Genomic DNA, 26,936 nt, shown 5'->3' with positions numbered 1-26,936 from the left:
CCGTGCTGCGGCCGTTCCCAGCACGCCGGGTGGGTCCGTGACCGAGCCCGTCATCGCACTGCCCGGCGGGTCGCTCGACCTGCTCGCCGGACGTGTGCTGCGCGACGGGAAGCCGGTGAAGGTGGAGCCGCGGGCGTGGCGCGTGCTGAACCAGCTGGTGCGCCTGCGCCACCGCGTGGTCACGAAGGAAGAACTGCTGGCGGCCCTGGGCTCCGAAGGCCCGGTTTCCGACGCTGCGCTTCGGCAGGCGGTGCGTGCGGCGCGACGGGCCATCGGCGACGACGGGCCCGCGCCGATCATCCGCTCGATCCCGCGGGTGGGCTACATCTTCGAGGTCCCGCCGGCAACGGCGCCCGCGGCGGTCTCCACGGGCGCGCCGCACGAGGGCATGCCCTCGGTGATCATCGGCCCGTTGCGCAACGAGACCGGGCGGCCCGGCCTGCAGTGGACGGCGCACGGCCTGATGGCGTGCATCGCGCATGGCCTGTCGCTGGACACGCGCCTGCAGGTCCAGGACACGCAGTCGCTGGAGGTGTCGTGGTCGCACAAGCCCTCGCGCATGCTGCAGACCCTGCACGCGGCGGGTGCGCGGCAGGCCGTGGTCGGCTCGTTGCGTCTGGCGGACGGCGGCTTCACGCTCGAGCTGGAGGTCCACGACCACGCCGAGAGGACCCTCGTGCCGATCCGCGCCGCCACGCTGGCCGGCCTGGTGATCCCCGCCGTCGAGGCCTTGCGGCGCCGCCTGCTCGGGGTCGGCGGGCGCCGCGCCCCGGCCGCGCGGCTGCAGGGCTGCTCGCTGCTGTCGATCGAGCTGTTCGCACGGGCCGGGCACTGGGCGGCGATGCACCACCAGGCCGCCGCGCTGCGCGCCCTCGAGCTGCTGCAGGAGCTGGAACCGGGCTTTCCCGGCCTCGATCTGGAGCTGCTGCGCGCCCAGGCCGTCTGCGGCAGCGACGCCGGGCCGGCCACGGCGCAACGGCTGCTGGAGGCCGCGCGGCGCGACGGCGACCAGGTCCTCGAGGCGCAGGTCTTGCAGCGGCTCGGGTCGCTGCACCACGTGAAGGGCCGCCTGCGCGAGGCGGCACAGAGCCTGGAGCAGGCCCACGCGCTGGGCCGCCGCTGGATGGCGCCGCACTGGCAGGGGACCACCTTGACGCTGCTGGCCTCCGTGGAGTGCCGCCTCGGCGAACTGCACTCCGTGCACACGCGCCTGGACGAGGCGCAGGCGATCTTCACGCGCATCGGCAGCCGCTGGGGGCTTCTGAACGTGTTGTGGCTGCGGGCGATCATGAGCTCGCTGTCGGGCCATGCCGAGCAGTCCATCCGCTGGAACAGGAGGCTCGCCAACGCAGCCCGCCGCCTCGGCGCCAACACCGCGCTCGTCAGCGTGAGCCTCAATCTGGCCGGCGAACTGGTCTACGCGGACCGGCTGGACGAGGCCCGGGAAGCGGCCGAGGAGGCGACCGGCACCGCGCTGGCGATCGAGGCCGAGGTGAACCTGTCGGGCACGGTGGCCAATGTCCACTGCCTGGTCCATCGCATGCAGGGCCGCCCGGATGCCGCCGCCGAGCTGCTCTCGCTGCTGCCGCAGCCGGCCGGGGTGGAGGACGACGGCTTTCTCTGGCAGGCCCACGGACATGCGGCCATGGCGGCCGGCCGCGTCGGCGAGGCGGCCGAGTGCTTCCTGCAGGCGGCAGCCGAGTGTCGCCGCCGCGGCAACCGCATGGCCGAAGCGCCGCTGCTGCCCTGGCTGGTCGAGGCCCTGGTGCGCAGCGGGCGCCTGCCGCTGGCGCAGGCGGAACTGGAGCGCGCGCAGGCCCAGGCCCATCTGCAGGACGAGGTCACCGCCGCGAACCTGCTGTACCCGCGCGCGCTGCTGGCCCGGCGGCGCCGGCAGGAGCCCGAGGCCCAGGCGCTGCTGGCCCGCCTGGCGTCGGCGCCGGCCGCGAAGCCCCTGTTCCGGCGCCTGGGGCAGGAGCTGTTGGCGACGCCCGCCGGCCCGCAGGGCATGCCGCGGGTACCGATGGTGCCGAGCGCCGTGATGCGGCGGCAGTACCGGTTCGCCAACTGCGTGCTCGACGTCGAGCGCCGAGAACTGTGGGTCGATGGCCGGCGCCAGACCGTCGCGCCGAAGCCTTTCGACGTGCTCGTGCACCTCTACCGCAACCGCCATCGCGTGGTGACGCGCGACGAACTGCTCGACACCGTGTGGGACGGGGCGGCCGGCTCGCCGGAGGTGGTCGCGCAGGCGATCGCGACGATCCGCCGCGCGATGCGGCAGAGCCGGACGCACGCGGTGCACGTCCGGGCCATCTACGGCCAAGGCTACCGGCTGCTGGCCGAGGCACGGGTGGAGCCCGACGACGACGCCGCAGCGGCGCTGCTGCCGGACCTGCCCCCCGCGCCATCGGGTCGCCTGGCCATCGTGCCGCTGCCGGGGGCGACGCCCGACACGGCCGGCGCCGAGGATGACCTCGCCTACGCGCTGGCCGTGCTCGGCCACGCGCTGGCCGTGCATGCGCGGCTGCACCTCCTGTCCGCGGCCGAGATGCAGGCGGGGCTGGACGGCAGCGCGGCCGCGACGCCGGCCGCGACGCCGGCCGCGATCGCCGCGGCCATCACCCACCGCAGCCCCGGCGTGCAGGTCCTGCTGGCCCGGCTGGCGCGCCGCGACGACGCCCTGACGCTCGAGTACGTGCTCCTCTCGCCCCTGGCCCGGACCGAAGGCAGCCTGCGCGACCGGTCGCCGACCGCGCTGGGCCGGCGGCTGGCCGCAAGAATGCTGCGGCGGCTGCCCGCCGCCGGCGTGCAGGCGCGCGCGCGGGCCGTGGACGATGACAGCTGGACGACGCAGATGCTCGACCTCGCGTCGCGCGCCGCCGAAGAACACCGCTGGAGCACGGCGCTGCGCATGCTCGACGTGGTGCTCGACCAGGACCCCGACCACGCCCTGGCGGCGGACCTCAAGGCACGCATCGAGGCCCGCAGCGGCAGCCCGGAGGGCACCCCCCTCCCGCGCCCGCCGCGCCCCGTGTAATCCAGGGCAGGCCACCGCAGCGCCCAGAGCGATACTCGACCTGCAGGGGTGAGTTCCACCACTCGATCGTCGATACCGGCGCCGCCGGAGGATGCAGAGGTGCGCGGGGCATGAAGAGGTGGATCCGTGGCGTCGTCGCACTGTCGGCCGCGCTTGCAGCGCTGGTGACTTGCGGGCCCTCCCGGGCACAGGACATCACGGTGGTCGACGTCGCGCTCGTCGCGGGCGCACCGTTGCAGTTTCACCCGCTGTCGGCGCCGTCCGCACCGCTCGCGCTGCAGCGGATGGTGCAGGACCGTTACGGGTTCCTGTGGCTGAGCGCCTCGGACGGATTGCGCCGCTACGACGGCTACGGCTTCATGAAGGTCCCGGAGGGCACGGGCACCGGCAGCGTCGGCCACGTCATCGGCCACTCGCTCGCCAGTGACCGGGCGGGCCGGCTGTGGATCGGCGCCGACGACTCGCTCAATCGCTACGACCCGGCGACCGGCAGCTTCACGCAGTACCGGTCGCCCAACGACGACTGCGGCACCGTCGCGATCGCCCACGACATCGTCGAGGACCCCGACGGGGTGATCTGGCTGGCGACGGACGACGGCGTGACGGCCCTCGACCCGGTCACCTCGAAGACGACCTGCCACCGTCCGCGCTACACGCCCTCGGTCGGCGAGACACGGGTCATCGGAATGGCCGCCGCGAACGACGGGACCCTCTGGGTCACCAGCAGCGAGGGGCTCCACGTGCTCGACCGGCGCTCGGGCAAGGTCCTCCGCCACCTCCCGCTCGCGGCGGGGCCGGGACGCCGGTTCGTCTGCACGGGCTTTCCGTCGCGGCCGTTTCAGGACCGCAGCGGCAGGCTGTGGATCGGGCTGTCCTCGGGCGCGGACCTGGCCTCGGTCGACGTCGCCAGCGGCGAGGTCACGGTCTACGCGTTCCGCAACGGCGGGCTGGCGCCGAACGCGTCCTCCGGCGTCGTCTCGATCCAGGAGGGCAGCGACGGGGCGCTCTGGCTCGGCACCAACAGGCTCGGCCTCGTGAAGCTGACCCCGGACCGCAGGCAGGCGATCTGGTACCAGAGCAACCCCGACGATCCGGACGGCCTGCGCGACGACCTCGTGGTCGGCCTGTTCAAGGATCGCGACGGGAACTTCTGGTCGGTGACCAAGGCGGGCGCCGTGCACCGCTTCGACACCGAGCCGCCGCGTTTCCGGTCCTACCGCCACCAGCAGGCCGTCGCGCAGAGCCTGGGCAAGGGCGCGGTGACCGCGGCCTACGCCGAAGACCCCGACACGCTGTGGATCGGCACGGACCGCGGCCTGAACCGGGTCGACCGCAGGACGGATTGGATCACGCGGGTCGAGCAGCCGGCCTTCGCCAGAGGTGTCAGCGCGATCGCGAAGGACGGCGCCGGCCACCTGTGGTTCGGCACGAACGGCAGCGGCCTGGTTCGCCTCGACCCCGGTTCCGGCCGCTACACCACGTACACGCACGATGCCTCCGATCCACGATCGCTGAACCACGACCGGGTCACGGCCCTGCGGGTCGACCGGGGCGGCAGCCTGTGGGCCGCGACGGATTTCGGGCTCAGCCGCTGGGAGCCCGCGTCGCAGTCCTTCGCGACCTTCCGGCCGCCGGCCACCGGCCTGGCGCAGTACCGCTCGATCGCGGAGGACGCCAGCGGCGCCCTGTGGCTGGCCACGTCGTCGCGCGGCGTGCACAGGTTCGAGCCCCGCACGGGCACGTTCACGGTCTTCGATGCAGCGTTGCGCGCCGCGCATCCGCCCGGCCACAACCGCGTCAACGCCGTCCACGTCGACCGCAGCGGGACGGTGTGGGCCGCGACCTTCCGCGGCCTCGGCAAGCTCGATCCGCGCCATGGGACATTCACGTCCTACGCCTCGCGCTCCGGGCTTCCCGCCGACACGGCCCTGGGCATCCTGGAAGAAGACGACGGGCGCCTGTGGATCAGCACCCCGAACGGGCTGTCGCGCTTCGACCCGCACGCCGAGACCTTCACCAACTATCACGCATCGGACGGTCTGCTGACCGATCGGTTCGCCAACCCCGTGGTCGCCGCCCAGAGCCCGGGCGGGGAAATGTTCTTCGGTTCGCCGAAGGGGCTGGTGGCGTTCTTCCCCGGGCAGATCGTCGAGCGCGAGCGCACGCTGCCGGTGTACCTGACCGACCTGCGCCTGTTCGGCGAGCCGGTGCGGCCAGGAAGCTCGCCGCTGCAGCAGCCCATCTGGTCCACCGCGTCGCTGGAACTGGAACCGCGCAGCATCGTGTCCTTCGAGTTCGCCGCCCTGAACTACGTCGATCCGGCGCGCACGCGCTATCGGTACCGGCTCGAAGGGCTCGAAGCGAAGTGGAACGAGACGGACAGTGCCCGGCGCAGCGCGACCTACACGACGCTGCCGCCGGGCGACTACACGTTCCGGGTCCAGGCCCGCGGCCCGCGCGGCGACTGGAACGAGAGCACGCCTGCACTGCGGATCCACATTCCGCCGCCGTGGTACGCGACATGGCCCGTCCTGCTCCTGATCGCTGCCCTGCTGCTCGCAGCGCTCGGACTGGCCTACCGCCTGCGGGTGCGCCAGCTGCAGCGCCGATTCGAGGAGCGCGCCCGCATCGCCCACGAGGTGGCCCAGGGCCTGGAGCAGCGCGTGCTCGAACGCACCGAAGCGCTGGCCCGCGCGCAGCATGCCGCCGAGGCCTCGACGCGCGCCAAGAGCGAGTTCCTGGCCAACATGAGCCACGAGATCCGCACGCCGATGAACGCCATCCTCGGCATGTCGTACCTGGCGCTGCAGACCGGGCTGGACCCGCGCCAGCGCAACTACGTCGACAAGGTGCACCGCGCCGCCGAGTCGCTGCTGGGCATCATCAACGACATCCTCGACTTCTCGAAGATCGAAGCCGGCCGGCTGGAGATCGAGGAGATCCCGTTCCAGCTCGGCGACGTGCTGGACCAGCTCGCCACGCTGGTGGGCATGCGCGCCGAGGAGAAGGGGCTGGAGCTGCTGTTCGCGCTGCCGCCCGGGCTGCCGACCGCGCTCGTCGGCGACCCTTCGCGGCTCGGCCAGGTGCTGCTGAACCTGAGCAACAACGCGGTCAAGTTCACCGATCGCGGCGAGGTCACGGTGGCGGTGACCGAGTGCGCGCGCGACGGCCAGCGCGTGAGGCTGCGCTTCGAGGTGCGCGACACCGGCATCGGCCTCGCACCGGAGGCCCTCGCGCGCCTGTTCCAGCCCTTCACGCAGGCCGACGCCTCGACCAGCCGGCGCTACGGCGGCAGCGGGCTCGGCCTGGCCATCTGCCGTCACCTGGTGGAGCGCATGGGCGGCGAGATCGGGGTCGAGAGCGAGCCCGGGCGCGGCAGCTGCTTCCATTTCAGCCTGTCCTTCGGCCTGCAGCCGCAGGCCGCGCCGCCGCCGGATGCCGACCTGCCGGGCCTGCGCGTGCTCGTCGTCGACGACAACCCGGCGGCGCGCGAGCTGCTGTGCACGCTGGCATCGGCCTTCGGCCTGCAGGCCGAGACGGCGCCCGACGGCACCGCGGCGCTGCAGGCGGTGGCGCAGGCCGATGCGCAGGACCGGCCGTTCGAGCTGCTGCTGCTCGACTGGCACATGCCGGGGCTGGACGGCGTCGCCTGCCTCGAACGGCTGGCGCACGTGGCCGGCCGGCACGCCCCGCCCACCGTGCTGATGGTGACGGCCTTCAACCTCGAGGAGGCCGAGCGCCAGCTCGCCGCGCGCGGGCTGCGCGTGGCCGGGCTGCTGCCCAAGCCGGTCACGCCGTCGGGGCTGCAGGATGCCTGCGCGAACGCGCTGGGCCGTCCGCGCCCCGGGCCCAGGCGCAACGAGCAGCGCCAGGAGCTGCTGCAGGCACGCCAGGCCGGCATGGCCGGAGCGCATGTCCTGGTGGTCGAGGACAACCCGATCAACCAGGAACTCGCGCGCGATCTGCTGAACCGCGCCGGCATCGTCGTCAACATCGCCGGCGACGGCCAGGAGGCGCTGGCGATCCTGTCACGCGAGCGCTTCGACGCCGTGCTGATGGACTGCCAGATGCCGGTGATGGACGGCTACGAGGCGACGCGAGCGCTGCGCCAGCGCCCCGAGCTGAAGGACCTGCCGGTCATCGCGATGACGGCCAATGCGATGGCCGGCGACCGCGAGAAGGTGCTGCAGGCGGGCATGAGCGACCACGTCGCCAAGCCGATCCGCGTCGACGACCTTTTCGCCACGCTGGCGCGTTGGGTGCATCCGGCGCTGACCCCCTCCGTGCGGGAGACGCCGCTGCCGACGCTGGACAAGCGCGCCGGCGTGGCCGCGGTGATGGGCGACGAGGCGCTCTACCGGCGGCTGCTGGGGCTGTTCCGCGAGCGCGAGTCCGACTTCGTCGCCCGCTTCCGCCAGGCCCGTAGGCAGGGCGACGAGGAGGCCTCCACGCGCCACGCACACGATCTGAAGAGCGTCGCCGGCACCCTGGGCATGCCCGCGCTGCAGCGGGCCGCCGCAGCGCTGGAGGAAGCCTGCCGGCAGCGCACGGAAGCGTCGTCCCTGGAGCCGCTGCTGCAGGCCGTGGAGCGCGAACTCGCGCCGGTCCTCGCCAGCCTAGCGGAGGCGCCAGGTCGTTGATCGACCTGGCGCCTTGGTTTCGAGCGGTCCGTTGTGGACCATTGTTTGGGGCTGGGGTCTATCGAACAGTTGGCCGGAAGCCTCGTGGATACTCAATCGCTGCCGTGCGATGCCTGTCAGTTGTACGAAAAGTTGTACGTCCAGATTCCTGTGACACCGCGGGCAGGTAGCGGCTCGCAGCCAGTCGGCCACGAGCGGGGCGGTCAAGTTGCCGGATCGAGCCTCTCCCAGTGCGCCGCAATCTCCTCGCACGCCGCAGCCACGCTTGCCATTCGGCGCAGAGTCGCCGCCGGTGCATGAACAATGGACCGGCGGAAGATGTCCACTGACAAGCACAACGAGGGAAGCACTTTCACACCGCGCGGCCCGTACTCCGCCAGCCAGTGAAGTAGAAGGGTTGCGACGTACTCGCCGCCCTCTCGGCCAAGCGCTCGCTCGTCGGACTTCGGGAAGTGCAGCTTCAACGCCCCAACACAAGGGACTCCACGTTGCTCGGAGAACAGGAGAAGGTTCGGGCAGACCGAGATGTCCACCGACTTGATGCGCAAGTGCGGTGCCTGGTCCGGTCCACGTTCGTACCGCACTTCCTCGGGAGGCAAACCGTTGGCGACCTGGAGGAACTCCTCAAGCGCGTCAGCGGTGTTGCGCGCGTCGTCCATCGCCCACTTGGTGCCCGAGCTTGCCCGCAGCCGCAGCACGGCGCGGTCGACGATGGATTCGTCGTTGGCTCCAGCCGCCATGAACTCGGCAATCGGCTTGGTAGCGAGTCGGTACAACTGGGGTATCGGGTCGCTGGGCTTCTTCTGATCGGAGATGATGCGGCGACGGCGTGCGGGACTCGACGAGATCATGTACTCGCCGAGCTTGTTTGCTGAGATGCGTGGCATAGGTAACGACAAGCCCTTCCGTAGAACTACGAACGGCCCCAACGCCCACCCACGCATAGAATCTCTGGGTTCGATCCGGAGGTCCGCGAGGGCCCCATTCCCCGGCGCCTATTTGGGCTGGGACGCAGCGCCAAGGCCGGCAAGCCTTGGCGTTTGCGTTTGGGCGCCACCATCATAGGGCGCCTCGCCACGATCGCCTGTGCGCAAGCCTGTGGAAATTCGGGGTCATCGGTTGATAACCTCCCTCATTTGCTCGCCTACGTACCGCTAAGTCGTTGACGCAGCCTCTTTCGGGCCGCGACGGCCTGGATCTGCGACATTTCAGAGCAGGTGCAGGAAAATCATGCGGTACTCGCCGGCGAGCGCGAGAAGTCGATCACCTTCTGCCAGGGTTGTAGAACACGACCGAAGTCGACTACTACATTCGAGCCGCCGTCCCTCACGCCGTTGACCACGCCGCCGCTCGCGAACGAAGCTGCACGGCCCCGACACGGGGCTTACCCTACGAAGCCCCACGGGCAGCCGCGCGCCATGTCGGCCTCGGTGACGGGCACGTAGTCGTGATCGACCGGCGTGGAGCCGGGCTCCACTTCGGGTGATTTCTTCGTGGAGCCGGGCTCCACCTGGGCCGGCAGCTTCCAGGCGCGCGCGACCTCGATCACTGGGCATTGCCAGCCGGCTCCGTCTTTTCGATGATGCTCGTGCCGTCGCGTCAGGCTGCGGGCGCGGTGGAGTTGCAGCCGGTCGAGCAGCGACAAGGGAGCCGTCGATGGAGCTCTATCGTCACAAGGCCTACCCAGCGCCGGCGCGCGAGGCGCTGCTTCGTCAAGGGCCCCTCGCCGTGGAGGTAGCGAACCGCTGGATGCTTGGGTGGCCGGGGCGAGTGCGCACGCTGCTTGAGGCCGGGGCATACGTGCCAGCGCTGATCGCGCAGGTGGAACGAGAAAGGGATGCGCTGAGTCAACCCGGCAATGGGCACTTGGCCCGCCACGAGATTGCCGAGCTGTACGGGTTGGATGCCGCGCCGCCGGCGCCGTAGGGCCAGTCGAGAGCCGCAACGCCACATCAGTGATGCGATGAGCAGGAGCAAACGCCAACGCGCCGCTGACCCGAGTTCGGCTACGAGCCACGCTTGTGCTGCCATCGCCGAGGCCGCAGAGTGAACTGGGGCGGCATCTTCGTTCTTGCTGGCGTGCTCTACGTGGCCTACGTCGCTTGGCCATGGGGCGCGCTTGTTTTCGCGGTCGCGGGCGCCGCCCTCTTGGTGCTCATGGCACCGACGCGGAGAAGAGACCGAACGCCCCTGCCGCAGGCCGTCACCGTGATGGCGGAGTCGGACGCAGGATCGTCGTTTGACGCATCGCCCTCTGCACAACGTCGACTGCCGCCGTTGACTTCTCCGCCGAGCGCGCCGCAGCAGGTTCAGAGGCCGGCGCGCCATCGCCGGCCAGACGGTTCGAAAGACGGGCCTCATGCGGAAGGCCACTTCGCGCGCCACGCGACCACGCCTGGATGGCTGTACGTCTTTCGGAACGATCTGCACGCGCCCAACCTCTACAAGATCGGGTACACGACGGTCGGCACCGCTGTTCGACTCCGGTTCATGAACGAGCAACTGCGGGGTGTCTCCGGCGCAGTTGGTAAGTTCCGTGTCATCTACGAGCGACGGGTGCCTGAATCCTTCAACGCCGAGCAACGAGTCTTCGCCCGGCTTGCGCCATTCCGGGCGCGCTCGAACCGCGAGTTCTTCCAGGCGCCGCTGGAAGCCATCCGATCAGCGATCGATGCGGTAGCCGATGAGGCGACGCGCATGTCAGTCCCGCGCGCCCAACCCTCTCGCTCCATCGATGTGCGCTGCCCGGAGTGCGGCCGCACCCACCATGTCGACATTGGTTCGGCCGCCCACGAGATCGAGCTGTGCTGCCCGCCGTGCGGATGTCAGTGGCTCGAGCCCATCGCTGACGCGGAAGAGACCACGGCGACGCCGGATGGGGACTGCATGACCGCCGCCGACTCCAATGACGGGCACCCCCTGGCGGCACGAGTCGCGTGGAGCCCGCCGGGGATGGACCCGGCACTGGCGGCGGTGATGGTTCCCCGCGGGGAGCTGACGGAGGCGCAGTGGTGGTCGGCACTGGCCGACCGACTGACGACGATGGTGCTCAAGGAGCCGGACCCCGAGGCGGCGATGCGCGAGGCGGCGACGGCGCTGGAAGCGCCGGTGCCCGACAGCCCGGAGCAGGCCGGGGAGACGCTGCTGCAGCACAACCTCAACCTGCGAACGGCGATGACGCTCGCGGTGATGGCTCGAACCGACCCGTTCCCGGTGCAGGTGTCGCTGGGCAACAGCGCGGCGAGCGAGGCGCTGCAGGCGACCGACCTGGAGACGTGGCTGGAGATGGCAAGCTCGATGGTGAGCGGCTCCAGCCTCGACTGAGCGACCGATTTGCGGATGTTGACCTGGAGCCTGTACCCGAGTAGCGCTGGCGGGAGTTGCCGCCGATGGATGCGGTTCACGGCGCACGCCGTCCCGATCACACCGGCAGCCGCAGGCGAACCATTGCCCAGGCTCGAAACGCCGCCGCGCGCGCCTGCTCGGCCTCTACGAGCGCGCGCCGCAGCCGCAGGTAGCCTTTGTTGTGCATGCGCGCCTGGCGAAGCTGCACCAGCAGATCGTTACACCGCCGCTCCGCCATGTCGAAGGGGCTCAAGCGCTGACTCGGGTACGTCACCCTGGCACAGCGGCCGCAGGCAAACCCGCTGGAGCGCTCAGGAGGCCAGTACAGCCGCATGCATCGTCTGCCACAGTCCTCGCGCGGGCAGCGCAACCACCAGCGCTGCCCAACGCCGAGGTTCGCGCGTGTCGAGTCGATCCCGACAGTCTGGAACACGCAGCCCTCGGGCGCCCGGCGGAGCACAACCAGGTCGCCCATGGTGCGGTACCACAGTCGCGGCCCATGCCCAACGTCGATCGCGCCATGATCGCCGGGGCGCAGTGCCCCCTTGGCCCGGAGCCGGCGCACGTCGAGCACGGCGCAGTCCTCGATGCGCGGCCGAGTTGCCGGACGGCCCGCGCCGTAGCGGCTGCCACCGCGGCTCATCGGGCTGCCTCGCCTGAAATCGAAGATGCCTGGGCGAGTCGAAGGCCACCGTGCGACCGCATCACCGATCTCCTTCGAGGATCGTGGTCCTCAGCGTCGCCTCCACGCGATCGAGCTCCGCCTTGAGCTCAGCTCGCTCGTCGGCGCTCAGCTTGGTCGGCTTGACATGCACCCATTCGCCGCGGCCAGTGACGAGGCCGAGCCTGCGCAGGATCCCCTGTCGCTCATGCAAGAGGTCGTGCACGTCGGCCTGCTCGGGCGAGTCGCAGAACTTGCCTGCGCACCTCTTGCAGACGAAGCCCACGCCGGGTCGGGCGTAGAACAAGACGCTGGCATCGCCGCAGCGGCACACCAGCCTCTCGCGCGGCGTTCCGAACGGCATCCTCACGATCGGAAGTCGTTGTCGGACCAGCGGCCCGAACAGCGAGTGTTCGATGCACACGGCCTCCCGCTCGACCCGGAAGGAGGCCACGTTGCCCCCGGACAGGCGCACGACACCGGCACCGCGACGGGGGATCGTATCCGGCTCAGCGATTCCCGTTCGGATGTCGAGCCTCGGGACGCCACGGAGCGGCGCGCGCAGGCCTTGGGTGATGGGATAGGCGAGCACGGGTCAGTCCTCCATGGTTTCGAGAGTCGCGGGCGTGAGCGCAGGCTGCAAGCCGTCCGGCAACACCCAGGGTCGCCGGGCAATCGTTGCGTCATGGTCAGCCGCGATCGGCAGCGCGACAGCCGGCTTCGCGTCAGTCGCCGCGTGCACCGCAGATCGCCGCCGCAGATGGCAATGCTCTAGAGAGCGACTGTCCGACAGTCCACTCGGTGGATGCTTTGTGGCGCCCTTTGGACTGCCCGACAGTCCATTGCTCACATGCGGTTGACTGTCCGACAGTCCATAGCCGTGGCTCTTGGCACTGTTCGACAGTCCAAGGGAATCGTTCTTGCGGGGGTGCTTCGCGGCACGAGCCGCACGCGCCTTAGCCGTCCGATCCACCTTCGGCAGAGCTACCGGCTTGTTGGGCCGCATGTAGGCGCCGCGGTGTACGCGGTCCCAAAGCAACGGGTCGATCTCAAGCTGGTAGTCGCCACCGGTCCCGAGCGCCAGCCACGTCGCCGCATAGAGACCTGGGCGCCGGCGCGCGCCCTGACGCGTGAGGCAAAGCAGGCCGCACGCAACCAACTCCCGCACGCACTTGCCCACCACCGACTTTGACTTCCAGCCCCTGGGCACCAATCGCTGCTCCCACTCGATCATGAGCCCACCGTTGGGCCGTCCGGGCTCACTGCCGCCACCGCCGCGGAAGAGCGGCGCAACGAAATCCAGGAGCAGGGCGCGCGCCTGAGGAGAGGCCCGCCGCCACCCAGGACTATCTAGAACGACATGCGGGAGCGGTACGTGCGTCTTGCCGTCGCGTCCTTCCTGCGCCGCCTTGATCTTGTCAAAGCGGAGGCGATCTGCGTGCCGCTGTGTCGCCTTGTCTTCTCGGCTCATGGGGCGCACCCCCGAATAGCGCAGGGGTTGGCTCCCGTGGCTCTGCGTCGTGCACGCAGGCTCGTGCCGGGGTGCGCGCGGACGCCAATCACAGCGCCGCGGCGCGCTTGGCTTCCCGCACCGTTCTCGGCACAATCGCAACTGTTCGAGTAGTACCCCAAGGCGGCCGGACGCTGGCAGGCGTCGTGGCCGTCGTTCTTTTCGGGCGGCGATGCCCGTGCCGTAGCCGTCATCAAAGTGCTCCCGGGAGCGGCGGGGCCGACGCGTCCTGAGGGACCTGCACTCCGCGCGAGGCGAACACCGCCATGCGTCCGCCGGCGGGCGAACGGGCAGGCGGCTGACGCACGGCGCCGACGTAGGCGCGTCGCAGTTGCTGCACTGGGTCCGGGTCGTCGTCGGCGCGAAGATCGAGCATCGCGTGCCGCGCCGCGCCGCTGACTTTCAGCGCTGCTGACCTTCGGCCGCGTCTATCGCCACCCGCCGCGTCACCGGCCGAGAGCGCCATCAGCAGCTGCTCCGCGAGAGGCAGGTGCGCGCTGGACTGCATCGCGTGGGCCATCGCGCGCAGAACGCCGGGGCCGGCAAGCGTGTTCCCGAGCAAGACGAACGAGCCGTCGATGGAGTGGCCTGCCCATCGCGTGCATCTGGACCCCGTCCAGCCGTGTGGGCGTCCGCGCGCGTCAACCATGCCCACTTGGCGAGCGGCGCGGTGAGGGTCCTGGGCGAGCACCATGCGCATCGCAGTCTCCGCGGCGTCGCCCGCGCGCAGGCGATCGAGCATCTGCGTCACCAACCGAGGATCGGGCTGCCCTTGGAAGGCCACGGCACCGACGCCCGCTTCGACATGCGGCACGACACCACCGACAGCCGGCAATGCGGTAGCCACTGCGATGCCGAGCTCACCCGACTGCCGGGAGTGCGCCACGATCGCGTACGTCACGTCGGCGCCCCAGCTACTCGCTTGGCCTTGGCCGCGGCGCTTGCGGTCGCCGCACGCGCCTTCAACTCGGAGGCAGCGCGACTGTCGGCAGCCGCCGCTTGTTCGCACCGTCGCATGAAGTCCTTGATCGAACCGACGCGCCATCTCGTGAAGCGCGGCTTCCGGATCACCGGCTCGGGAAAGTGGCCCGAGGCGAGTTGTTCGTAGATCAGGCTGACGGACATCGAGGTCAGCCTCCGCACAGCTTGAACGTCGACCCATGCATCGTCGTCGGACATCAGCATCGGCAACGCTCGTTCCTTGATCTTCTCCTGCATCGCAGTCTCTCCGGTATGTTTGCCGCGCAATTGCCCACGCGGGCAGTTGGGGCCGCTTGATTCCACCAGGACCAGCGCGGGGGGCAACCCCTTCGGGATCGAATCCCCGGCCGCGGTTCAGGCCGAGGTGCTCACGAGCGGCAGCGCAGCGCGATCCTGTTCTCGCTCGGCACGAACGCCGACCACGGCCTGCGCCGCACGACCGAGGACAAGCGCAAGGTGGTGCGCACGATGCTCGATGACCCCGAGTGGGGCCAGTGGAGCGATCGGGAGATCGCCAAGGCGTGCGCCGTCTCCCACACGTTCGTCGCCTCGGTGCGCAACCCGGTCACCGCGCAGAAGCGCAGCGAGAACCGGGCCAAGAGCGCGGTCAAGCAGGTGGAGCCGGCTCCAGTCGCCACCCCGGCTCCGGTTGCGCCGCCCGCGCCGCCCACAGACGCCGAGCAAGTGGCCCAGGAAGCGCACGGCGACGTGGGAGTCGCAATCCGCTGGCCAATCGGCTCCGTCCGACCACGACCAGTGGAGCCCGGCTCCAGTCCCGAGCTGGAAGTGGAGCCGGCTCCACTTGGGCCGGAGGCTTCCAGCCTGCCGCCTGGCGGCTTCAGCTCCTTCGAATCTCGATGACCGTTGCGATCGGACGCGACAGAGGCTGGACTGGAGTCTCCTTCCATGGGGGTGTGCGGTCCTCCCAGATGATGCGCGGCTCTCCAGCCTCATGCGCTCGGATCGACTCTAGGCAGCCCTCGACCACTGCGCGCATCACCCCACAGCGAGCGCTTCCGTTGGTGCCACGCAGGTGTCGCACCAGTCCGCCCGGCAGTTGGAACCCCTCAACATCAGGAGACATGGCGCCGTCTCCGCAGAGGGGACACCGCGCCCTAAACGTGCCAGGCTCGCCGCCCATCTCCTCGCCCGGGAACTTCTCAGCCAAGTCGACGAGCGAACGGACGGCCCACAGCATCCACTCGTCGAAGTCGCTCATGGTGTCGCAGTAGTAGCTCGCATCGAGCAGCTTGCGGCGATCCACCGGCAACAGGTCGAGGATCGTCTGACGCGCCAGGAACAGCTCCGTTTCGAGGCGTCGCATCTCGTCCCTGAAGTCATCGGGCACGCGAGTCGTTCGACGCGGCATTGGCTACCCCCTTCGCCCCGGAATCGGTGCGTCGCCGCATTCTCCCAACGGCGCCAATCACGTTGGTGTTTGCGCTCAACGGCACCGCGCGAAAGTGCTTGCTTTGTCTTGAATACGTATTACCATAAACAACATGGAGAAGGCGAAGAGCACATGGGGCGGCAGCCGCAAGAAGGCTGGTCGCAAGCCCCTTCATGCAGACGAGCGCACCGTGATTTGGTCGATGAAGATGAGCGAGTCGCAGCGGGAGAAGCTGGACAGGCTGGGCGGGGCGCCCTGGGTCCGCGAACGCATCGACAAGGCTCGCGAACCGAAGGAGTGAATACGCCAAACCCCGCGGCGAAGGGCGGGGCAAAGAACGAGGGCCGGCAGCGCGCCAACGCTCCCGACCCTCTGACTCCCAACGATCATAGGAGGATCGAATGGAAGCTCGGAACAATGTACCGCAGTCGAGCGCTTCGGCGAAGCCCGGGGCCGCAACGATGCGCCGGATGCTGGCGCCCAATGTCATCTGCCTCCATCCGGACAACCGACCGGCGGTGACTCAATCTCGCCGGCGCGGTTCGCTCCCGGCCAACGTCAGGCCGATCAGGCAGGCGGCCCCGCTGAAACCGGGCGACGTGGTGTTGGCGCTTCGGTATGGGCCGACCGACAACCGCGTGCGGCTGGTAGAGCGCGTTGAGTCGAGCGCGGGCTGGATCGCCCAACTGCTGGAAGGTGAGCTTCAAGGCGCACTTGTGCCGGTGATGGATCGAGCGATCCGCAGGTTGCCCCGCAACAATGGCTGAAGCAGGCGCGAGGGTTCGGGGCATCGGGACCAGAACTCCCGCGCCCCGGCCGCTCGGGCTCGTGCCGCGCAGCGCACAAATCACTCTGCGTTGGGGTCGCGACGCAATTCGCAAGACGCGCCAGCCGTGAGTGAACCAATCCGAGGCGCCTCTATGATCTTGCGCCATGCACGAGAACAACGCGCCAGCGGGATTCGTCCAGCGCTGGCAGGGAGTCACCGGTTCGGAGAGAGCCAACTACCAGCTCTTCGTCACCGAGCTATGCCGTCTGCTTGGTGTCGAGGAGCCTGGGCCGGCCAGCGAAGACACGCGCGACAACGCGTACGTGTTCGAGCGCCGCGTTACCTTCGCGCACGGCGACGGCACTGAGAGCAACGGCTTCATCGACTGCTACCGCCGCGGTCACTTCGTGCTGGAGGCCAAGAAGATCAAGGTCGGTGCGCACACCAAGGGTTTCGATGACGCACTGCTGCGCGCCCGAGCCCAGGCGGAGAGCTACGCACGCGCCCTGCCCGCCGCCGAAGGCCGGCCACCGTTCCTCATCGTGGTCGACGTTGGGCACGTCATCGAGCTCTACGCCGAGTTCACGCGCAGTGGCGCCACCTACACACCCTTCCCCGACGCGCGCAGCCACCGCATGCGCCTCTCCGAACTGGCCGATGAACGTGTGCGCGAGCGCCTGCGCGCACTATGGCTCGACCCGATGTCGCTGGACCCTTCGCGGGCCAGCGCCAAGGTCACGCGCGAGGTTGCCACGCAGCTCGCCGCCCTGGCGCGTAGCCTGGAATCCGCCGGCCACGGCGCGCAGAAGGTTGCCGCCTTCCTCACTCGCTGCCTGTTCAGCATGTTCGCCGAGGACGTAGGCCTGCTGCCCAAGACGGACGCCGGCGACGGTGCCTTCGTCGCGCTGCTCAAGCGCTACCAGGACGAGCCGGTCACCTTGCAGAAGATGCTCGCCGTTCTGTGGGCAGACATGGACCGCGGCGGGTTCAGCGCGGCGTTGGCGAAGGATCTGCTGCGCTTCAATGGCAAGCTGTTCAAGGGCTGGCAGACGGTCGACTTCGTGCTGCCGCTCACCCGGGACCAGATCGACGGCCTGCTCGCGGCAGCTCGCGCGAACTGGCGCGAGGTCGAGCCGGCCATCTTCGGCACTCTGCTCGAACGGGCGCTGGATCCGGCCGAGCGACACGCCCTTGGCGCCCACTACACACCGCGCGCCTATGTGGAGCGGCTGGTGCTGCCTACCGTCGTCGAGCCGCTGCGTGCCGACTGGAGCAATGCCCAGGCCGCGGCGTTGCTGCTGGCCACCGAGGCCGCCGCGATGCCCGAAGGCCGCGATCGCGAGAAGAAGCTCGCCGAGGCACGCGCCGAGGTGCGCCGCTTCCATCACCAGCTTTGCACAACCCGAGTGCTCGACCCGGCCTGCGGAAGTGGCAACTTCCTGTATGTCACGCTCGAACACCTCAAGCGCCTGGAAGGCGAGGTCATGGCGCAGCTCGACGCGCTGGGCGACACGCAGGCGAAGCTGGGCCTCGAAGGCGAGACGGTCACGCTGAAGCAATTGCTCGGCATCGAGCTAAACGAGCGCGCCGCCGCACTGGCCGAACTGGTGCTGTGGATCGGCTACCTCCAGTGGCACATCCGCACCTTCGGCAGCGCGGCCGTGGCCGAGCCGGTAATCCACGACTACGGCAACATCGAGTGCCATGACGCCGTGCTCGCATGGGACCGCCAGGAGCCGATGCTCGATGAAGCCGGCAAGCTGGTGTCGCGCTGGGACGGCGTCACGTTCAAGCGCCACTCGGTCACGGGCGAGGACGTGCCTGACGAGACGGCACAGGTACCGCAGTGGCGCTACGTCAACCCGCGGGCGGCCCAGTGGCCGGTCGCCGAGTTCGTCGTCGGCAACCCCCCGTTCATTGGGAACAAGCGGATGCGCGACGCGCTTGGTGATGGCTACGTCGAGGCATTGCGCGCGGCATGGCCATCGGTTCCAGAGAGCGCGGACTTCGTCATGTACTGGTGGGATCACGCAGCAGACAAGCTGCGTGCGGGCAAGACCAAGCGCTTCGGCCTCATCACAACCAACAGCTTGACGATGATCTTCAACCGGCGCGTCGTCGAAGCGGCCCAAGACGCGAAGCCGCCGCTGCGCATTGTCTTTGCCATCCCCGACCATCCCTGGGTCGACAGCGCAGATGGCGCAGCCGTGCGAATCGCAATGACGGTCGGCGCCAACGACAGTGGCGAAGGGCGTCTATTGCGAGTCGTTCGAGAGTTCGATCAAGCCGAAGGCGAGGTTCACGTCGAGTTTGTGGAACGCCTGGGCACCATTCACGCTGACCTCACAATCGGCGCAGACGTACTTTCCGCATGGCCTCTCCGGGCAAACTCGGGCCTGTCCAATAGGGGAGTGATTCCTCACGGTGCCGCGTTCATCGTTACCCCCGAACAAGCCGCGGCGCTTGGGCGCTTCTCGGTGCCGGGCACATCAGCCGTCATTAGAGAGTACCGGAACGGACGCGATCTGACGGACAGGCCCCGGGGACACTTGGTGATCGACACGATCGGCCTGTCTGAGAATGGTCTACGCGACCGATTCCCACTCATCTTTCAGTGGCTCTACGAACGTGCGAAGCCCGAGCGTGATCTGGTTCGTCGCCAGTCAATACGCGAGAACTGGTGGCTGCATGCTTGGTCGCGTAGTTCGTTTCGTCCAGCGCTCCAGTCGGTGGACCGATTCATTGCGACACCTCAAGTAGCGAAGCACCGAGTCTTTCAGTGGTTGGATTCTGTGATTCTCCCTGACGACAAGCTCATTGCCATTGCTTCAGGGGACGCGTTGCATCTCGGCGTGCTGTCCAGTCAGGTACACCTGCATTGGGCATTGGCAACCGGCGGTCGGCTTGGGGTTGGCAACGACCCGGTATATAGCAAGTCCGCGTGCTTCGAGAAGTTCCCCTTCCCTGACAGCGACACCGGCCTCGCGCCAATACTTGCGGATCGCATCCGCGCGCTGGCCGAGCAGATTGACGCGCACCGCAAGGCCAGACAGGCGGCCCATGACGCCGTGACGCTCACCGGCCTATACAACGTGCTCGCCAAGCTGCGCTCCAGGGAGCCGCTGACCGCGAAGGAGAAGACCATCCACGAGCAAGGCCTCGTCGCGGTGCTGCGGTCGCTGCACGACGAACTGGACGCGGCGGTGCTCGAAGCCTACGGCTGGTCGGACCTGCAATCGGCCCTGGCCGACCACACGCCGGCTGGCGCCGAGCCGCGCGCCGCTGCAGTGGAGGCGCTGCTCGAACGCCTCGTCGCCTTGAACACCAAGCGCGCCGCCGAGGAAGAAGCCGGCACCGTGCGCTGGCTGCGCCCCGAGTTCCAGCTTCGCGGCCAGCAAGGCGAGCAAGCCGGCGTTGAATTCGAGGAGGTGCCCGAAGCTGTGGCGGCGCCTGCCGCGGCCGTCGAGAAGCGGCCATGGCCGGCTGGGCTGCCTGAGCAGATCAAGGCGGTCGCCGAGGTACTCGCCGCCTCGGCACGGCCGATCGCGCTGCCCGACCTCGAAGGGCAGTTCAAGGCGCGTGGGCGCTGGCGCGATCGACTGCCCACGATCCTCGATACGCTCGAAGCCCTGGGCCGCGTGCGACGTACCGCGGCCGATCGCTGGCAAGGCATCTGACGCCGGCAGCGGTTCTGCGGCGTAGTTCCCTCGACGGCTTGCGACCTACGCCCGCTTGCTCGGCATCTCGATCACCTGCGCGCCTGCGCGAAGGCGGTCAAGGTAGTCGGCCCACTTCTGCATGAGTTCCCGGCGCTGCTCAAGGTACTGCGTGCGGTTGTAGGCGCGGCCGAGCGAGTCGGCCACCTCGTGCGCCAGCTGCGCCTCGATCACCTCAGGCGCGACGCCCAGGCGTTCTGCCGCCATCGTGCGTGCCATGGCTCGGAACCCATGGGCCGTCATGTCGTCGTTGGTGTAGCCCATACGACGAAGTGAGACGCGAACCGTGTTGTCGCTCATCGGCCTCTCGCCGGTGAGCAGCGAAGGGAACAGGTAGCGCCCATGTCCCGTGAGCGCGTGGAGTTCGCGCAGGATCGCCTGCGCCTGCCGGGCAAGCGGCACTATGTGCGGCGCGCCGTTGACCTTCTCGGCCTTGCGGCGCTTCATCAAGGTCGACGGCACGACGATCACCGCCTGCTCCTGGTCGACCCAAGCCCACTCGAGCTGGCGCAGTTCACCCGGCCGTAGGAAGACGAGCGCCGATAGTGCGAGAGCAGCGCGCGTCACCGGGTGCCCCTTGTAGTCCATCATGGCCCGAAGCAGTTCGGCAGCGCGCTTGGGCTCCACGATGGCCGCAAGGTGTCGCGTCGGCACCGGAGGCAGTGCGTCTCGCAGATCGGCTGCCGGGTTGCGCTCGCAGTAGCCGGACGCCACTCCGAACCGGAACACCTGAGAACAGGCGTCCTTGATGCGGTGCGCCGTCTCGATCGCGCCGCGCGCCGTCACACGCCGGAGACATGTCAGCAGTTCGGGCGCGTCGATCGAGGCGATGGGCCGGGCGCCGAGCCACGGAAAAACGTCCTGCTCGAACCGGATACGTGTGCGGTCCGAGTGTCCCTCGCTAACCTTGACCTGATGCACGGTCTCCAGCCACTCGCGGGCGACGCACTCAAAGGTGCCAGGGCCGGGCTTGCCGGCAGCCGCAAGACGCTTGGCCTCCGCGCTGGCAGTCGCGGCTGCCTTGTCGGCTTTCCGCGCGTCACTGGGGTCGGTGCCGGCCGCGACGAGCTTCCGCGCCTCGTCGCGCCGCTGGCGCGCGTCCTTCAGGCTCACCTCCGGGTAGGTGCCCAGGCTCAGGCGGTTCTCGCGACCACCGAAGCTGTACCGCAGCCGCCACCAGCCAGAGCCGCTCGGCTGGGCCTCCAGCATGAGCCCACCGCCGTCACCCAGCGCCCTCGCCTTGCCCGCCGTGGCCGCACTCTTCAGGGCAGCCTGAATCGCCTTGTCGGTCAACTTGCCTGTCGCTGCCATCTCGTACAACTCCCGCAGTCGCCAAGACCAGAACCTCGGCTTGTACGGATTGTTGTACGTCGAACTGCTGGATGCAAGCCCAGTTGTACGGGCTCATGTGGACACGAAAAAGGCGCTAAGTCGTTGATTGACTTAGCGCCTCGGTCGCTTCTGGCCCCTGCCGGAGCCTCATTTGGTGGAGCTGGGGGGAATCGAACCCCCGTCCGCAAGCCATCACCGGCCAGTTCTACATGCTTAGCTGACTGATTTGAGTTTGATGGTGCCGGCCGCGCAGCAGCACGCTGCCGTCACCACGAGTCACTTGATTTGATCCTGGGCCGAGTGACCCGGCTCAGGACGATCCCATGTGAATGACCTCGCAGTCCTCCGGTTTCCCGTCAGACCCAGCCCATGGGCCAGCTGTTGCGAGGCTCACCGGTTTTAAGCGGCGAGAGCGTACGAAGAGTCGTTCGCAGTTACTTTGTTTCCAGTGGATTTACGAGCTTACTGGTGCTCGGCATGCCCTGAACCGACTCCGCACCCACGTCGAAGCCAGGTCAGCCCCTCGATGCGTAGTTTAGGCCAGGGACAGCAAGTTCAAGAGCTCGCCGGGTTCGGCGATCACGTGGTCGGCGCCCCAGCCGTCGATCGGCTCGCCGTCGCCCAGGTAGCCCCAGGCGGCGGCCACGGTGGCCATGCCGGCCGCCCGGCCGGCCTGCACGTCGCGCAGGTCGTCGCCCACGTAGACACACTCGCCCGGCTCGAGCCCGATGCGGCGCGCCGCCTCGAGCAGCGGGGCTGGGTGCGGCTTGGCGTGCGGCGTGGTGTCGCCGCACACCACCACCGCCGCCGCCTCGGCCAGCCCGAGCGCACGCACGATGGGCTCGGTGTAGCGCGTCACCTTGTTGGTGACGATGCCCCAGGGGCGCTGTCGCGAGGCCAGCGCCACGAGCACCGGCTCGATCGCCTCGAACACACGTGTCTCGCGCGTCATGCGCGCCTCGTAGCGCTGCAGGAACTCGTCGCGCAGCGCCTCGAACTCGGCCTGCCCCGGCGCCACGCCGAGGGCCCGCCCGACCATGCCGCGGGCGCCGGCGCCGACCATCGGCCGCAGCTGATCCAGCGGCAGCAGCGGCAGCCCGCGCGCCGCACGCATGTCGTTGCCGGTGCCCGCCAGGTCGGGGGCGCTGTCGATCAGGGTGCCGTCCAGGTCGAACAGCACCGCCCGCGCGGCGATCCTCATGCGCTCTTGCGGCAGGCCACGAGGTAGTTGACGCTGGTGTCGGCGTTCAGGGCGTAGCGCCGGGTCAGCGGGTTGTAGCCCAGGCCGCGCGTGGCTGCGGCGTCCAGCCCGGCGTCGCGGCACCAGCGTGCCAGTTCGCTCGGCCGGATGAAGCGGGCGTACTCGTGCGTGCCGCGCGGCAGCAGGCGCAGCACGTACTCTGCGCCGACGATCGCGAACAGGAAGGACTTCGGGTTGCGGTTCAGCGTCGAGAAGAACACCCAGCCGCCGGGCTTGGCGAGCGCCGCGCAGGCCTGCACCGTGGAGGCCGGGTCGGGCACGTGCTCGAGCATCTCCATGCAGGTGACGGCGTCGAAGCTGCCGGGTTGCTCCGCCGCCAGCGCCTCGGCCGCGATCTCGCGGTAGGCCACCGAGGTGGTACCGGCCTCGAGCGCGTGCAGCTGCGCCACCCGCAGCGGCTTGGTGGCGAGGTCGATGCCCAGCACGTCGGCGCCGCGGCGTGCCATCGCGTCGGCCAGGATGCCGCCGCCGCAGCCCACGTCGACAACGCGCTTGCCCGCCAGCGGCATCAGCGAGGCGATCCAGTCCAGCCGCAGCGGATTGATCTGGTGCAGGGGGCGGAACTCGCTCTCCGGGTCCCACCAGCGGTGAGCCAGTTCGCTGAACTTGGCGAGTTCCTGCGGGTCGACGTTGGCGCTCGTGGTCATGCGCGGATGTTAGCGAAGGCCAGAAACAACAAACCCCGCCGGGGCGGGGTTTGTCTGCGTCCGAAGGACCGTCAGGTCACTTCTTGGTGCGGGTGCCGACGACCTCGATCTCGACGCGGCGGTTCTTCGCCTTGCCTTCCTTGGTCTTGTTGTCGGCCACGGGCTGCTTCTCGCCCTTGCCTTCGGTGTAGACGCGGTTCTTCTCGACGCCCTTGCTCGTCAGGTACTCCTTGACGGCTTCGGCGCGGCGCACCGACAGCTTCTGGTTGTACGCATCCGAGCCGTCGCTGTCGGTGTGGCCGACGGCGATGATGACTTCGAGGTTGATGCCGGAGATCTTGCTGGTCAGGTCGTCCAGCTTGGCCTTGCCCTCGGGCTTCAGCACGGCCTTGTCGGTGTCGAAGAACGCGTCGGCCGCGAACGTGACCTTCTCGCTCACCGGGGCGGCCGGCGGCGGGGGCGGCGGGGGCGGCGGCGCGGCCGGGGCGGGCGCGGGGGCCGGAGCGGGCGCGGGGGCCGGGGCGGGCGCCGGGGCCGGAGCGGCCTTCTTCAGCGCGCCGTCGCAGTCTTCCTTGGCGGTGGCGGGCGTCCAGTTGGCATCACGCCAGCACAGCTCGTTGGTGCCGTTCTTCCAGGTGATGCCGGTGCTGTTGACCCAGTTGTCGATCGTCTGGGCGGACACACCCGACGCGGAGGCGGCAAGCGCGGCGGTTGCGAAGAGCGACGCCACCTTGTTCAGTTTCTTCATGATTCTCCTCTCGAGGGAATTGAGCAGTTGGTCTTCGTGAACGACTGGGACAAGCCCTCGTCCGCGGGTGCCGACCACCGACGGCGGATTGTGCCATAGGGCCTTTCCGTGACTTGATTTTGGCCTCGGGCCTGCGGTACGTCGGTGACGATGTTGCGCTGGTGCCACAAGGTGGCGCAATTAGAATCAATCGTTTTGCGTGGCGCCGGCTCCAGCCCCGCGACGCCACCTCCTCCACGAGCCCTGTCTCGAGCGCCGCATGACCCAGTTCGCCAAGGAAACCCTGCCCGTCAGCCTCGAAGAGGAGATGCGGCGCTCGTACCTCGACTACGCGATGAGCGTGATCGTCGGCCGTGCGCTGCCCGACGCGCGCGACGGCCTGAAGCCGGTGCACCGGCGCGTGCTGTTCGGCATGCACGAGCAGAACAACGACTGGAACCGGCCGTTCAAGAAGAGCGCCCGCATCGTCGGCGACGTGATGGGCAAGTACCACCCGCACGGTGACGCCTCGATCTACGACACGATCGTGCGCATGGCCCAGCCCTTCTCGCTGCGCCACATGCTGGTCGACGGCCAGGGCAACTTCGGCTCGGTCGACGGCGACAACGCGGCGGCGATGCGCTACACCGAGATCCGCCTGGCCAAGATCGCGCACGAGATGCTGGCCGATCTGGACAAGGAGACGGTCGACTTCGCGCCCAACTACGACGGCTCCGAGAAGGAACCGGTCGTCCTGCCGACGAAGCTGCCGAACCTGCTGGTCAACGGCTCGGCCGGCATCGCGGTGGGCATGGCCACCAACATCCCGCCGCACAACCTCAACGAGGTGGTCGACGCCTGCCTGCACCTGCTGAAGAACCCGTCGGCCTCGATCGACGAGTTGATGGAGATCATTCCGGCGCCGGACTTCCCGACCGCCGGCATCGTCTACGGCCTCGCGGGCGTGCGCGAGGGCTACCGCACCGGCCGCGGCAAGGTGGTGATGCGCGCCAAGTGCCACTTCGAGGACATCGACCGCGGCCAGCGCCAGGCCATCGTGGTCGACGAGATCCCCTACCAGGTCAACAAGAAGAACCTGCTCGAGCGCATCGCCGAGCTCGTGCACGAGAAGAAGCTCGAGGGCATCAGCCACATCCAGGACGAGTCCGACAAGTCGGGCATGCGCGTGGTGATCGAGCTCAAGCGCGGCGAAGTGCCCGAGGTGGTGCTGAACAACCTGTACAAGCAGACCCAGCTGCAGGACAGCTTCGGCATCAACATGGTGGCGCTGGTCGACAACCAGCCCAAGCTCTGCAACCTGAAGGACCTGGTCGAGATCTTCCTCGAGCACCGCCGCGAGGTGGTGACCCGCCGGACGATCTTCGAGCTGCGCAAGGCGCGCGAGCGCGGCCACGTGCTGGAGGGCCTGGCGGTGGCGCTGGCCAACATCGACGAGTTCATCGAGACGATCAAGAACTCGCCGACCCCGCCGATCGCCAAGACGGCGCTGATGGCCAAGAGCTGGGACAGCTCGCTGGTGCGCGAGATGCTCGCGCGCATGGAAGGCGGATACGACGCCTACCGCCCCGAAGGCCTGCCGCGCCACTACGGCCTGCAGCCCGACGGCCTGTACCGCCTCTCCGACGACCAGGCCAGCGAGATCCTGCAGATGCGCCTGCAGCGCCTCACCGGCCTGGAGCAGGACAAGATCATCGGCGAGTACAAGGAGGTGATGGACCAGATCACCGACCTGCTGGACATCCTCGCCAAGCCGGCCCGCGTGACCATCATCATCGGCGAGGAACTCGCCGCGCTGAAGCAGGAGTTCGGCCAGACCAAGCTGGGCGCGCGCCGCACGACCATCGAGCACAACGTGCAGGACCTCGGCACCGAGGACCTGATCACGCCCACCGACATGGTGGTGACGCTCTCGCACACCGGCTACATCAAGAGCCAGCCGCTCGCGGAGTACCGCGCGCAGAAGCGCGGCGGCCGGGGCAAGCAGGCCACGACGACCAAGGAAGACGACTGGATCGACCAGCTCTTCATCGCCAACACGCACGACTACATCCTGTGCTTCACCAACCACGGGCGGGTGTACTGGCTCAAGGTGTGGGAGGTGCCGCAGGGCTCGCGCAACTCGCGCGGCAAGCCGATCGTCAACATGTTCCCGCTGCAGGCCGGCGAGAAGGTCAACGTGGTGCTGCCGCTGAACGACGGCTTCCGCAGCTTCCCGCCCGACCACTACGTGTTCATGGCCACCGCGCAGGGCACGGTGAAGAAGACGGCGTTGGACGAGTTCAGCAACCCGCGCAAGGCCGGCATCATCGCGGTCGACCTGGACGAGGGCGACTTCCTGATCGGCGCCGCGCTCACCGACGGCAAGCATGACGTGATGCTGTTCTCCGACGGCGGCAAGGCGGTGCGCTTCGACGAGGACGACGTGCGCCCGATGGGCCGCAACGCACGCGGCGTGCGCGGCATGGCGCTCGAGCCGGGGCAGAGCGTGATCGCGATGCTGGTGGCCGAGGACGAGTCGCAGTCCGTGCTGACCGCCACCGAGAACGGCTACGGCAAGCGCACCTCGATCGTCGAGTACACGCGCCACGGCCGCGGCACCAAGGGCATGATCGCCATCCAGCAGAGCGAGCGCAACGGCCGCGTGGTGGCCGCCACGCTGGTGCGCCCGGACGACGAGATCATGCTGATCACCGACAAGGGCGTGCTGGTGCGCACCCGCGTGGCCGAGATCCGCGAGCTGGGCCGCGCAACGCAAGGCGTCACGCTGATCGCGCTGGATGCCGGCGCCAAGCTGATCGGCCTGCAGCGCATCGTCGAGAACGACGCCAACGGCGACGAGCAGCCGGCCGAAGAGACCCCCTGAGGCCACGTGCCCGGCCCGGCCCGGCGGCCTGCGCTG

21 protein-coding genes and 1 other RNA gene are annotated in these 26,936 nt (G+C 69.0%); 9 read left to right on the top strand and 13 right to left on the bottom strand.

Features of this window, described 5'->3' with window-relative positions; all coding sequences use genetic code 11:
* Positions 1-37 precede the first annotated feature (37 nt).
* Positions 38-3,037, top strand: coding sequence for a winged helix-turn-helix domain-containing protein (locus D9C15_RS19820; protein WP_164886790.1), 3,000 nt, complete (start codon positions 38-40; stop codon positions 3,035-3,037).
* A gap of 110 nt (positions 3,038-3,147) precedes the next feature.
* Positions 3,148-7,677, top strand: a complete 4,530-nt coding sequence (locus D9C15_RS19815; RefSeq protein ID WP_128000198.1) for a hybrid sensor histidine kinase/response regulator — start codon at positions 3,148-3,150, stop codon at positions 7,675-7,677.
* A 203-nt stretch (positions 7,678-7,880) separates the two neighbouring features.
* On the opposite strand, the gene D9C15_RS19810 is transcribed toward D9C15_RS19815, so the two are convergent.
* A complete protein-coding gene (locus D9C15_RS19810; RefSeq protein ID WP_128000197.1) occupies positions 7,881-8,528 on the bottom strand; it encodes a hypothetical protein in 648 nt (215 codons plus the stop codon).
* 533 nt (positions 8,529-9,061) lie between these two features.
* Positions 9,062-9,322, bottom strand: coding sequence for a hypothetical protein (locus D9C15_RS19805; RefSeq protein ID WP_128000196.1), 261 nt, complete (start codon positions 9,320-9,322; stop codon positions 9,062-9,064).
* A gap of 11 nt (positions 9,323-9,333) precedes the next feature.
* On the opposite strand from D9C15_RS19805, the gene D9C15_RS19800 reads away from it, so the two are divergent.
* A complete protein-coding gene (locus D9C15_RS19800) occupies positions 9,334-9,603 on the top strand; it encodes a hypothetical protein (RefSeq protein WP_128000195.1) in 270 nt (89 codons plus the stop codon).
* A gap of 120 nt (positions 9,604-9,723) precedes the next feature.
* On the top strand, positions 9,724-11,001 hold the full coding sequence (locus tag D9C15_RS19795; protein ID WP_128000194.1) for a GIY-YIG nuclease family protein: 1,278 nt from the start codon (positions 9,724-9,726) through the stop codon (positions 10,999-11,001).
* 97 nt (positions 11,002-11,098) lie between these two features.
* Here D9C15_RS19795 and D9C15_RS19790 read toward each other — a convergent pair whose 3' ends face one another.
* The 5 genes from D9C15_RS19790 to D9C15_RS33460 form a co-directional block, all read right to left on the bottom strand.
* Positions 11,099-11,596 (bottom strand): hypothetical protein, encoded by a 498-nt coding sequence (locus D9C15_RS19790; RefSeq protein ID WP_128000193.1) that lies wholly within the window; start codon positions 11,594-11,596, stop codon positions 11,099-11,101.
* A 130-nt stretch (positions 11,597-11,726) separates the two neighbouring features.
* On the bottom strand, positions 11,727-12,275 hold the full coding sequence (locus D9C15_RS19785) for a hypothetical protein (protein ID WP_128000192.1): 549 nt from the start codon (positions 12,273-12,275) through the stop codon (positions 11,727-11,729).
* Between the two features lie 3 nt (positions 12,276-12,278).
* Positions 12,279-13,154 (bottom strand): hypothetical protein, encoded by an 876-nt coding sequence (locus tag D9C15_RS19780; RefSeq protein WP_128000191.1) that lies wholly within the window; start codon positions 13,152-13,154, stop codon positions 12,279-12,281.
* A 232-nt stretch (positions 13,155-13,386) separates the two neighbouring features.
* On the bottom strand, positions 13,387-14,094 hold the full coding sequence (locus D9C15_RS19775) for a DUF1028 domain-containing protein (RefSeq protein WP_164886789.1): 708 nt from the start codon (positions 14,092-14,094) through the stop codon (positions 13,387-13,389).
* On the bottom strand, positions 14,091-14,411 hold the full coding sequence (locus D9C15_RS33460; RefSeq protein WP_164886788.1) for a helix-turn-helix transcriptional regulator: 321 nt from the start codon (positions 14,409-14,411) through the stop codon (positions 14,091-14,093). The genes D9C15_RS19775 and D9C15_RS33460 overlap by 4 nt, the downstream gene beginning before the upstream one ends.
* A gap of 231 nt (positions 14,412-14,642) precedes the next feature.
* Between D9C15_RS33460 and D9C15_RS19770 the strand changes: the two genes are divergently transcribed.
* Positions 14,643-15,035 carry a hypothetical protein gene (locus D9C15_RS19770; RefSeq protein ID WP_164886787.1) on the top strand — a complete coding sequence of 131 codons (393 nt, stop codon included), beginning with the start codon at positions 14,643-14,645 and terminating at the stop codon, positions 15,033-15,035.
* Here the strand turns inward: D9C15_RS19770 and D9C15_RS19765 are convergent.
* Entirely contained in the window at positions 15,013-15,522 is a 510-nt protein-coding gene (locus D9C15_RS19765; protein ID WP_128000188.1) for a hypothetical protein, read from the bottom strand. The two genes, D9C15_RS19770 and D9C15_RS19765, sit on opposite strands and share 23 nt — an antisense overlap.
* A 154-nt stretch (positions 15,523-15,676) precedes the next feature.
* Here D9C15_RS19765 and D9C15_RS19760 point away from each other — a divergent pair, with 154 nt between their 5' ends.
* From D9C15_RS19760 to D9C15_RS19750, 3 genes are all read left to right on the top strand, one after another.
* Complete coding sequence (locus D9C15_RS19760; protein WP_128000187.1) at positions 15,677-15,865, top strand: hypothetical protein; 189 nt, start codon at positions 15,677-15,679, stop codon at positions 15,863-15,865.
* 100 nt (positions 15,866-15,965) lie between these two features.
* The gene (locus D9C15_RS19755; RefSeq protein ID WP_128000186.1) at positions 15,966-16,331 is read left to right on the top strand and encodes a hypothetical protein; all 366 of its coding nucleotides are present in this window, start codon (positions 15,966-15,968) and stop codon (positions 16,329-16,331) included.
* Between the two features lie 166 nt (positions 16,332-16,497).
* Positions 16,498-20,010, top strand: coding sequence for a class I SAM-dependent DNA methyltransferase (locus D9C15_RS19750; RefSeq protein ID WP_128000185.1), 3,513 nt, complete (start codon positions 16,498-16,500; stop codon positions 20,008-20,010).
* A 45-nt stretch (positions 20,011-20,055) separates the two neighbouring features.
* Here D9C15_RS19750 and D9C15_RS19745 read toward each other — a convergent pair whose 3' ends face one another.
* The 5 genes from D9C15_RS19745 to ompA form a co-directional block, all read right to left on the bottom strand.
* Positions 20,056-21,360: a tyrosine-type recombinase/integrase gene (locus D9C15_RS19745; RefSeq protein WP_128000184.1), complete on the bottom strand. Its 1,305-nt coding sequence runs from the start codon at positions 21,358-21,360 to the stop codon at positions 20,056-20,058.
* 173 nt (positions 21,361-21,533) lie between these two features.
* Positions 21,534-21,904, bottom strand: a transfer-messenger RNA (tmRNA) gene (ssrA, locus tag D9C15_RS19740).
* A 12-nt stretch (positions 21,905-21,916) separates the two neighbouring features.
* Positions 21,917-22,582, bottom strand: a complete 666-nt coding sequence (gph, locus tag D9C15_RS19735; protein ID WP_128000183.1) for a phosphoglycolate phosphatase — start codon at positions 22,580-22,582, stop codon at positions 21,917-21,919.
* Entirely contained in the window at positions 22,579-23,289 is a 711-nt protein-coding gene (gene ubiG, locus D9C15_RS19730; RefSeq protein ID WP_128000182.1) for a bifunctional 2-polyprenyl-6-hydroxyphenol methylase/3-demethylubiquinol 3-O-methyltransferase UbiG, read from the bottom strand. The genes gph and ubiG overlap by 4 nt, the downstream gene beginning before the upstream one ends.
* 76 nt (positions 23,290-23,365) lie before the next feature.
* On the bottom strand, positions 23,366-24,037 hold the full coding sequence (ompA, locus tag D9C15_RS19725) for an outer membrane protein OmpA (protein ID WP_128000399.1): 672 nt from the start codon (positions 24,035-24,037) through the stop codon (positions 23,366-23,368).
* A 259-nt stretch (positions 24,038-24,296) separates the two neighbouring features.
* Here ompA and gyrA point away from each other — a divergent pair, with 259 nt between their 5' ends.
* A complete protein-coding gene (gyrA, locus tag D9C15_RS19720; RefSeq protein WP_128000181.1) occupies positions 24,297-26,900 on the top strand; it encodes a DNA gyrase subunit A in 2,604 nt (867 codons plus the stop codon).
* Positions 26,901-26,936: the final 36 nt, after the last annotated feature.

It is taken from the genome of Piscinibacter defluvii, assembly GCF_004011805.1.
Taxonomy (GTDB): Bacteria; Pseudomonadota; Gammaproteobacteria; order Burkholderiales; family Burkholderiaceae_C; genus Piscinibacter; species Piscinibacter defluvii.
The sequence above is the reverse complement of the archived record's forward strand: the minus strand, read 5'-3'. Positions and strand labels throughout refer to the sequence as shown.

Bases quoted from the DNA above. Each gene is read 5' to 3' on its own strand.
- D9C15_RS19745 (WP_128000184.1), bottom strand. From the start codon at position 21,360: ATGGCAGCGACAGGCAAGTTGACCGACAAGGCGATTCAGGCTGCCCTG.
- D9C15_RS19770 (WP_164886787.1), top strand. From the start codon at position 14,643: ATGCTCGATGACCCCGAGTGGGGCCAGTGGAGCGATCGGGAGATCGCC.
- D9C15_RS19810 (WP_128000197.1), bottom strand. From the start codon at position 8,528: ATGATCTCGTCGAGTCCCGCACGCCGTCGCCGCATCATCTCCGATCAG.
- D9C15_RS19800 (WP_128000195.1), top strand. From the start codon at position 9,334: ATGGAGCTCTATCGTCACAAGGCCTACCCAGCGCCGGCGCGCGAGGCG.
- gyrA (WP_128000181.1), top strand. From the start codon at position 24,297: ATGACCCAGTTCGCCAAGGAAACCCTGCCCGTCAGCCTCGAAGAGGAG.
- D9C15_RS19755 (WP_128000186.1), top strand. From the start codon at position 15,966: ATGGAAGCTCGGAACAATGTACCGCAGTCGAGCGCTTCGGCGAAGCCC.
- D9C15_RS19750 (WP_128000185.1), top strand. From the start codon at position 16,498: ATGCACGAGAACAACGCGCCAGCGGGATTCGTCCAGCGCTGGCAGGGA.
- D9C15_RS33460 (WP_164886788.1), bottom strand. From the start codon at position 14,411: ATGCAGGAGAAGATCAAGGAACGAGCGTTGCCGATGCTGATGTCCGAC.
- D9C15_RS19760 (WP_128000187.1), top strand. From the start codon at position 15,677: ATGGAGAAGGCGAAGAGCACATGGGGCGGCAGCCGCAAGAAGGCTGGT.
- gph (WP_128000183.1), bottom strand. From the start codon at position 22,582: ATGAGGATCGCCGCGCGGGCGGTGCTGTTCGACCTGGACGGCACCCTG.
- ompA (WP_128000399.1), bottom strand. From the start codon at position 24,037: ATGAAGAAACTGAACAAGGTGGCGTCGCTCTTCGCAACCGCCGCGCTT.
- ubiG (WP_128000182.1), bottom strand. From the start codon at position 23,289: ATGACCACGAGCGCCAACGTCGACCCGCAGGAACTCGCCAAGTTCAGC.
- D9C15_RS19780 (WP_128000191.1), bottom strand. From the start codon at position 13,154: ATGAGCCGAGAAGACAAGGCGACACAGCGGCACGCAGATCGCCTCCGC.
- D9C15_RS19815 (WP_128000198.1), top strand. From the start codon at position 3,148: ATGAAGAGGTGGATCCGTGGCGTCGTCGCACTGTCGGCCGCGCTTGCA.